This is a genomic window from Arcobacter pernae (assembly GCF_049472135.1).
Classification (GTDB): Bacteria; Campylobacterota; Campylobacteria; order Campylobacterales; family Arcobacteraceae; genus Arcobacter_B.
In genome coordinates, this window is record NZ_JBMOVV010000018.1 from 19,363 (window position 1) to 28,653 (window position 9,291).

The 9,291-nt window shown below is 32.8% G+C and carries 1 protein-coding gene; it reads left to right on the forward strand.

The genetic code is table 11. The features are described 5' to 3' along the window. Positions 1-16 precede the first annotated feature (16 nt). A partial coding sequence (locus ACH5BF_RS13775; RefSeq protein ID WP_423274836.1) for an LEPR-XLL domain-containing protein occupies positions 17-9,291 on the forward strand: 9,275 nt, incomplete at its 3' end.

Below are 9,291 nucleotides of genomic sequence, written 5' to 3' on the forward strand. Positions count from 1 at the left end.
AAAATAAGGATATATTATGAAAAGACCAAATGGATTAAAAAATTTACATAGAAGATACCAAAGACATCAAGAAAAATTACAAGCAAAAAAACAAAGAAAAATATTTAAAGACGGAAATAGTTTATTTGAAGTTGAACCTTTAGAACAAAGGACATTATTATCTGCTGACCCATTATTAGGAGCAGGTTCAACAGCCATTATTTTAAACGATAATGAAAATAAATACCAAGAAACACAAACTATAATCCTTGATGATACTTTAAATGATAAAGAAACAGTTGTAAAAGACTTAACAACTGAAAATAGCTCTTTCTTACTTGATGCAAAACTTTTAGACCTAAATAATATATCTGAACTATTTATTGATGATGAAATCCTAGCTGGTAGTGGTACGATTGAAGCTGATGTTATTAACCATAACATAGTAGCTCCTGGTTACTCTCCAGGTATCCAAAATATTACAGGTGACTATACTCAAGCAAGTGATGGTACACTTCAAATAGAATTATCAGGTACAGATAATTCTGATACAAATAATCCAGAATATGACCAACTAAATGCCTCAGGAAATGTTGAACTTGATGGTACATTAGAAATCACTATGTGGAATGACTTTGCTGCAAATGTAGGTGATGAATTTACTATTATTACGGGTTCAAATATTACTGGTAAGTTTACAGATATTACAGGTCTTTACGGATTTAATTCTGATTACTATTTTGATATTGAACAAACAAGTACAGAAGTAAAGCTTATCACAAAAGAGTTAGTATCAGGAGATGATTTTAATTTTGTATTAGATTCTGTTCCTCAATATGATGAAATAGGTAAAGTTTTAAATGCTGATTATTTAGTATCTGCACAAAATAGTATTGAACTAAATGACATAGATATTCAAGTTGCTGGTTTTGCTGCAAGTGGTAACTTTGCTATTGAGAAAAACACTAATACTATTGAAATTATTGGTTCAGGCGTATCTGTTACTATGAGTGCATCTGATGTTTTTGTTGGAGTTGAAAATGCAGATTTAGGAATTATTGTTGATAGCAATAAAAAAGTTGCATTAGAAGCAAGTGGAGATATTGTTTTAGATGGTTTTGATTTTGACTTACCTACTGCACAAAGTGTATCTGTAAAATTAAATCAAACAGGTACAGAATATACTGCTCAGACATTAACTATTGGGACTTCATCTTATACTTTTGATAATATTGCATCTTCTACAACTTTAAAAGAGATAGGTATCACGGGATTAGACGTAACATTTAGTGATAATATAGTTTTAAAAGGTGATTTTGCATTTGTAAGTGATACTACAAATAATGTATTTAATGCGATATCATCTAATGCAACAGCATACATGAGTGCAGGGGATTTTTATGTAGGTGTAAGTAGCGCTAACTTAGGTTTAATGGTAACTGATGAAGGTGTAGTTTTACAAGCAAATGGTGCTTTAGATGTATCTTTAGGTAGTGATATTGTTTTAAGTGCTACAAATGTTTCATTTGATTATAATGAAACAGCTACAGATTATTTAAATGAAACTATTAGCTTAGGTGCATCAACTTTTACTTTCAATGTTGAGTCTTTACACAAAGCTACAAATATTACTAATGGTTCATTAAATGTATTTGATTTTTTAACTGCTTCAGGAAACTTCTCTTTCTCTCAATCAACTGATACTGTAACATTATCTGATAGTACAAATTCATCAGTGGAATTATTAACTTTAGGAATGACAAATGTAACAGCATTTGCAGGATTAAATGCAAATTCAAGTGAAAAAATAGGTTTTGACCTTTCTAACTTAGACCTTGCCTTAGTATTTGCTGCTGATACAAAAAACAATGCAAGAAAGTGGACGGCTTTACAAGCTAGTACAAATAGTATTTCATTTGTAGGAAGTGATAAATTAACTATTGAGGCTACATTTGCACTTTTAGAAATCAATAGAAGTGCAATTGATGGCACATTAATTGATTTCAAATTAAATCCATTAACAATTGAAGTAGGTACAGACTCTTTATCTTTAACAATGGACGCAAGTGAAGGTGAACTTTTAAGAGTTTCCGGAGATATGCTTATAAACATAAGTGATTTCTTTATCTTTGAAGGAAGTGTATATTTTAGTAAGTCAACTACAAGTGTAACTTTAACTGATGATAGTGTTGTAAGTGTTGATAATTTAACTTTAGCAATGAACGGAGTAGACGCATTCGCTGGATTAGATGGTCAAAGTTCAAATAAAGTTGGTTTAGATTTAGAAGGTGTTTCTTTCGCTTACTCAATTATGGCAAATAAAAGTGATGCAACTCAAAAATGGACATCATTTAAAGCAAAAGCAACAGGAGCTTCTTTTGTAGGAATTGATGATGTAACAATAGATGCAAGAGATATTTTAGTAAATGTAAATACTTCTTCAAATACTGAATTTGTTGATTATTCAAAAACATCATATAGTGTAGATTTCCAAAATGGAAATAGTATAGAGTTTGATATGGACTCTGAAATTATTGAACTTAGTGCTGATATAACATTTAATTTATATGACTTTTTAGTTATTGATGGTGGTTTTGCTATTAAAAAATCTACACTAGATGATGTAATTTTAAGTGATGAATCTTTAGTTGATGTTGATTTACTTACTGTTGGTGCAAATAATTTAACTGCATTTGCAGGATTAAATTATGGAAAAACTGATGAAGTTGGTTTATCTTTAAGTGGTGTTTCTTTTGCTCTTAGTGTAATGAGTGAGAAAACAGTTAATAAAAGAAAATGGTTAGCTCTACAAGCTACTGCTCAAGATGCAGGTTTAGTAGGAATTGATGATTTAGTATTAAATGGAAGCGATTTAAATATACTAATAAATCAAGCTTCATCTGATGGAACTTTAGTTGACTTTAGTTCCATGAGTTTTGCAGTAGATACAAGTTCTTCAACTTCAATTACGTTAGATATGGACGGAAGCGTAGGAGAGTACTTAAAAGTAAGTGGACACTTTGACGTAAATGTATATAATTTCTTCAGTACAAGCGGTAACTTTGCATTAGAGAAGACAACAGATACAGTAAGCCTAGATAATGGAGATAATGTAAATGTAGATTTACTAACAATCGGAGCAGATTCAGTAGATGCCTTCGTAGGAGTAAATGGTGGAAGTAGTGATGCAATAGGAATCCAAGCCACAAATACAAACTTCGCATTAGCAATCTTAAATGATAAAACAGTAGGAAGTAATTCTCAATGGATATCATTACAAGCAACAGTAGGGACAGCTGGATTTGTAGGGATAGATGGATTAAGCCTAAGCGCAAGTAATTTAGATGTACAAATAAATAGAAGTAGTGAAACAGGGTCAGATGCAAGATATGTAGATTATGCAATCAATAATTTAGAAGTAGCAACAGGGACAGATTCAAGCTTTAACTTAACAATGGATGGAAGCCAAAAAGAGTTAACACAAATTAGTGGAGCTATGGATATAAACATCTTTAACTTCTTTAGTGTAAATGGAGAGTTTGCATTAAAGAAATATACAGACTATGATATAAAAACAGTAGATAAAGATGATAGTACAAATACAGGAACAATCGAAGAAGTAGATGTATTAACACTAGGAGCATTAGGAGCAAACGCATTCATAGGAATGAATGGAGGAAGTGACGAAGCACTAGGACTAAGCGCAGCAGGTGTAAACTTTGCCTTAGCAATAATCAATAATAAATCAAATAAAAATGAAAGCTTCACATCACTACAAGCAACAACAAGTAATGTAAGCTTCGTAGGAATAGAAGACTTAACAGTAAGTGCAACAGACTTAGCATTAAATATCAACCAAGGGTCAAGTACAAATAAAGTAGTAGACTATAAAACAATGGAAGATAATGGTGATGCCTTTGATGTACTAGTAGGAACAAACCAAACAGTAACATTAGATATGGATGGAAGTAGAGGAGAGTTACTAGAAGCATCAGGACACTTAGAGTTAAACTTATTTAACTTTATCGGATTAGAAGGAAACTTCGGGTTTGAGAAATCAGTAAGAGAAGTAACACTAAACTCAGGTGAAAGTATAAAAGTAGATTACCTAGGATTAGGTGGAGAGAATGTAAGTGCATTCGCAGGATTAAATTATAAACAAGCAGATGCAGTAGGATTAAGCTTAGGAGATATGGACTTCGGATTAGCTTTAATGAGTGATAAGAAAGATAATACAAGAAAGTTCACATCATTACAAGCGACAGCATCAAGTGCAGGACTAATCGGAGTAGATGGATTAGTAATAGAAGCTAGTGATTTAGAAGTATATATAAATCAAGGTATCAAAGTAGATGAGATACCAGATTCAACAATAAAAGAGAATACAATCTTAAAAGTAAGCATCACAGAAGATATAAGAGGTGATGTAGTAATAACAAAAGATGGATCAAATGAGACACTAAATATAGATGGAAGTGAAACAAATGATACATTAATAGCAGAGTTAAAAGCAGCATTTGCAAGTTTAGCAAGTACAGATGCAGTAAATGTAGAAGTAAGTGGAGATAAAGTAAACGGATATAAAGTAGAGTTTGTAGGAGCATTAGAGGGTACAAATGTAGAAGGGTTTACAATATCAACGACAGCACCAAGTGCAAGTGTAAGTATCTCGACGATAGAAGAGGCGAAAGCGGGAGTAGATGAGATAACAAGATTAACAATCGATACTCCTAGAGTTGTTACTGCACCAATAGATACAGAGATTTTTACATTAACAAATACTTCAAGTGGAACAAATGAAATTCAAACAATAACTTTCCATGACCCATATGATGCAGGGACATATACATTATCAAATGGTGTAACTTCAGTTAGTGTTAAATTTGTAGGAAGTCAAACATTAACAAATCAAACAAATATACAAAAAGCATTAGTAACACTATATGGTGGAACAACAGCAGATTATAAAGTTAAGTTTGATTCAAGTTCAAGTGGAAGTCATAAATATTATATTACTTTCCAAGGAACAAAAGCACATAGTAATGTTTCAGAATTAAGTGCAACACCAGATTCTAATATGAAAGCTATTTCAACTTCTACATATAAAGAAGGAACAGGAACAGTTGGTGAAGTACAACACTTTAAAGTTTCAACAACAGCAACAGGTAACTATACACTATCTTTAGACTATAATGGAAACACATATACAACAACAGCATTAGACTTTAATGCAACAGCAAATGAGATTCAAACAGCATTAACAAATGCACTTTCAACAATAAGCGGAGCGACAGTTTCAGTAGTAGATTGTGTAGCAGGATATGAAGATTCATTTGATGTAACATTTGGAGGTACACTATCAGGAGTAGACTTACCACTTTTATCAATAAAAACAAATCCAGATGCGACAAGCCCAAGTGGAACGTTTGATATATGGTTTGAAGGGGATAGTAAGCAAACAGTAGCATATTCAACAGATATGAGTGTGTTAGCAAGTAATATCCAAGCAGCATTAGAAGCAACAAGTACGATGGGTGCAGGAAATGTAGTAGTAGAGTATGATGCAACAAATTCAAATGAAACACAAATCAATTTCCTAATAAAAGCAACAGGAGATTTAGAGAAGACAGATGTAAGTGATAAGTTCTATACAGATGATAGTAATTTAAACTTAGCAAGTACAAAGTTATACTATGAAGTAGAAGGGTATAGTGATACAGCAGAAGAGCAAAAGTTAGTATTTAACTCAGAGACAGAATATAGTTATACATTAACATATAATGGACAAACAACAAGTTCAATATTATCAAGTGCGACAATATCAGAGATACAAGCTATTATAGATTCAGAGTTAACAAGTGATATAAAAGTAAGTAACTTTAATGGAACAGAATTAGTATTAAGCTTTGAAGGAAGTTTAGCAGGGACAGATGTAGAGACAATAGTAGCAAGCGTAGAAGCAAAAACAAGTGAAGCAAAAATAGAGGTAAGTCAAGAAGGGTCAACAACAGTAATCGCAGGGAAAGAGGCAAGTGCAATAGTAGTAGACTATAAAGCGATGAATGAAGTAGATGTATCAACAGAGGATGACTTCAAAGTATTATCAGGGACAGGAAGCTACTTTACGTTAGATATGGACGGAAGCGTAGGAGAGTACTTAAAAGTAAGTGGACACTTTGACGTAAATGTATATAATTTCTTCAGTACAAGCGGTAACTTTGCATTAGAGAAGACAACAGATACAGTAAGCCTAGATAATGGAGATAATGTAAATGTAGATTTACTAACAATCGGAGCAGATTCAGTAGATGCCTTCGTAGGAGTAAATGGTGGAAGTAGTGATGCAATAGGAATCCAAGCCACAAATACAAACTTCGCATTAGCAATCTTAAATGATAAAACAGTAGGAAGTAATTCTCAATGGATATCATTACAAGCAACAGTAGGGACAGCTGGATTTGTAGGGATAGATGGATTAAGCCTAAGCGCAAGTAATTTAGATGTACAAATAAATAGAAGTAGTGAAACAGGGTCAGATGCAAGATATGTAGATTATGCAATCAATAATTTAGAAGTAGCAACAGGGACAGATTCAAGCTTTAACTTAACAATGGATGGAAGCCAAAAAGAGTTAACACAAATTAGTGGAGCTATGGATATAAACATCTTTAACTTCTTTAGTGTAAATGGAGAGTTTGCATTAAAGAAATATACAGACTATGATATAAAAACAGTAGATAAAGATGATAGTACAAATACAGGAACAATCGAAGAAGTAGATGTATTAACACTAGGAGCATTAGGAGCAAACGCATTCATAGGAATGAATGGAGGAAGTGACGAAGCACTAGGACTAAGCGCAGCAGGTGTAAACTTTGCCTTAGCAATAATCAATAATAAATCAAATAAAAATGAAAGCTTCACATCACTACAAGCAACAACAAGTAATGTAAGCTTCGTAGGAATAGAAGACTTAACAGTAAGTGCAACAGACTTAGCATTAAATATCAACCAAGGGTCAAGTACAAATAAAGTAGTAGACTATAAAACAATGGAAGATAATGGTGATGCCTTTGATGTACTAGTAGGAACAAACCAAACAGTAACATTAGATATGGATGGAAGTAGAGGAGAGTTACTAGAAGCATCAGGACACTTAGAGTTAAACTTATTTAACTTTATCGGATTAGAAGGAAACTTCGGGTTTGAGAAATCAGTAAGAGAAGTAACACTAAACTCAGGTGAAAGTATAAAAGTAGATTACCTAGGATTAGGTGGAGAGAATGTAAGTGCATTCGCAGGATTAAATTATAAACAAGCAGATGCAGTAGGATTAAGCTTAGGAGATATGGACTTCGGATTAGCTTTAATGAGTGATAAGAAAGATAATACAAGAAAGTTCACATCATTACAAGCGACAGCATCAAGTGCAGGACTAATCGGAGTAGATGGATTAGTAATAGAAGCTAGTGATTTAGAAGTATATATAAATCAAGGTATCAAAGTAGATGAGATACCAGATTCAACAATAAAAGAGAATACAATCTTAAAAGTAAGCATCACAGAAGATATAAGAGGTGATGTAGTAATAACAAAAGATGGATCAAATGAGACACTAAATATAGATGGAAGTGAAACAAATGATACATTAATAGCAGAGTTAAAAGCAGCATTTGCAAGTTTAGCAAGTACAGATGCAGTAAATGTAGAAGTAAGTGGAGATAAAGTAAACGGATATAAAGTAGAGTTTGTAGGAGCATTAGAGGGTACAAATGTAGAAGGGTTTACAATATCAACGACAGCACCAAGTGCAAGTGTAAGTATCTCGACGATAGAAGAGGCGAAAGCGGGAGTAGATGAGATAACAAGATTAACAATCGATACTCCTAGAGTTGTTACTGCACCAATAGATACAGAGATTTTTACATTAACAAATACTTCAAGTGGAACAAATGAAATTCAAACAATAACTTTCCATGACCCATATGATGCAGGGACATATACATTATCAAATGGTGTAACTTCAGTTAGTGTTAAATTTGTAGGAAGTCAAACATTAACAAATCAAACAAATATACAAAAAGCATTAGTAACACTATATGGTGGAACAACAGCAGATTATAAAGTTAAGTTTGATTCAAGTTCAAGTGGAAGTCATAAATATTATATTACTTTCCAAGGAACAAAAGCACATAGTAATGTTTCAGAATTAAGTGCAACACCAGATTCTAATATGAAAGCTATTTCAACTTCTACATATAAAGAAGGAACAGGAACAGTTGGTGAAGTACAACACTTTAAAGTTTCAACAACAGCAACAGGTAACTATACACTATCTTTAGACTATAATGGAAACACATATACAACAACAGCATTAGACTTTAATGCAACAGCAAATGAGATTCAAACAGCATTAACAAATGCACTTTCAACAATAAGCGGAGCGACAGTTTCAGTAGTAGATTGTGTAGCAGGATATGAAGATTCATTTGATGTAACATTTGGAGGTACACTATCAGGAGTAGACTTACCACTTTTATCAATAAAAACAAATCCAGATGCGACAAGCCCAAGTGGAACGTTTGATATATGGTTTGAAGGGGATAGTAAGCAAACAGTAGCATATTCAACAGATATGAGTGTGTTAGCAAGTAATATCCAAGCAGCATTAGAAGCAACAAGTACGATGGGTGCAGGAAATGTAGTAGTAGAGTATGATGCAACAAATTCAAATGAAACACAAATCAATTTCCTAATAAAAGCAACAGGAGATTTAGAGAAGACAGATGTAAGTGATAAGTTCTATACAGATGATAGTAATTTAAACTTAGCAAGTACAAAGTTATACTATGAAGTAGAAGGGTATAGTGATACAGCAGAAGAGCAAAAGTTAGTATTTAACTCAGAGACAGAATATAGTTATACATTAACATATAATGGACAAACAACAAGTTCAATATTATCAAGTGCGACAATATCAGAGATACAAGCTATTATAGATTCAGAGTTAACAAGTGATATAAAAGTAAGTAACTTTAATGGAACAGAATTAGTATTAAGCTTTGAAGGAAGTTTAGCAGGGACAGATGTAGAGACAATAGTAGCAAGCGTAGAAGCAAAAACAAGTGAAGCAAAAATAGAGGTAAGTCAAGAAGGGTCAACAACAGTAATCGCAGGGAAAGAGGCAAGTGCAATAGTAGTAGACTATAAAGCGATGAATGAAGTAGATGTATCAACAGAGGATGACTTCAAAGTATTATCAGGGACAGGAAGCTACTTTACGTTAGATATGGACGGAAGCGTAGGAGAGTA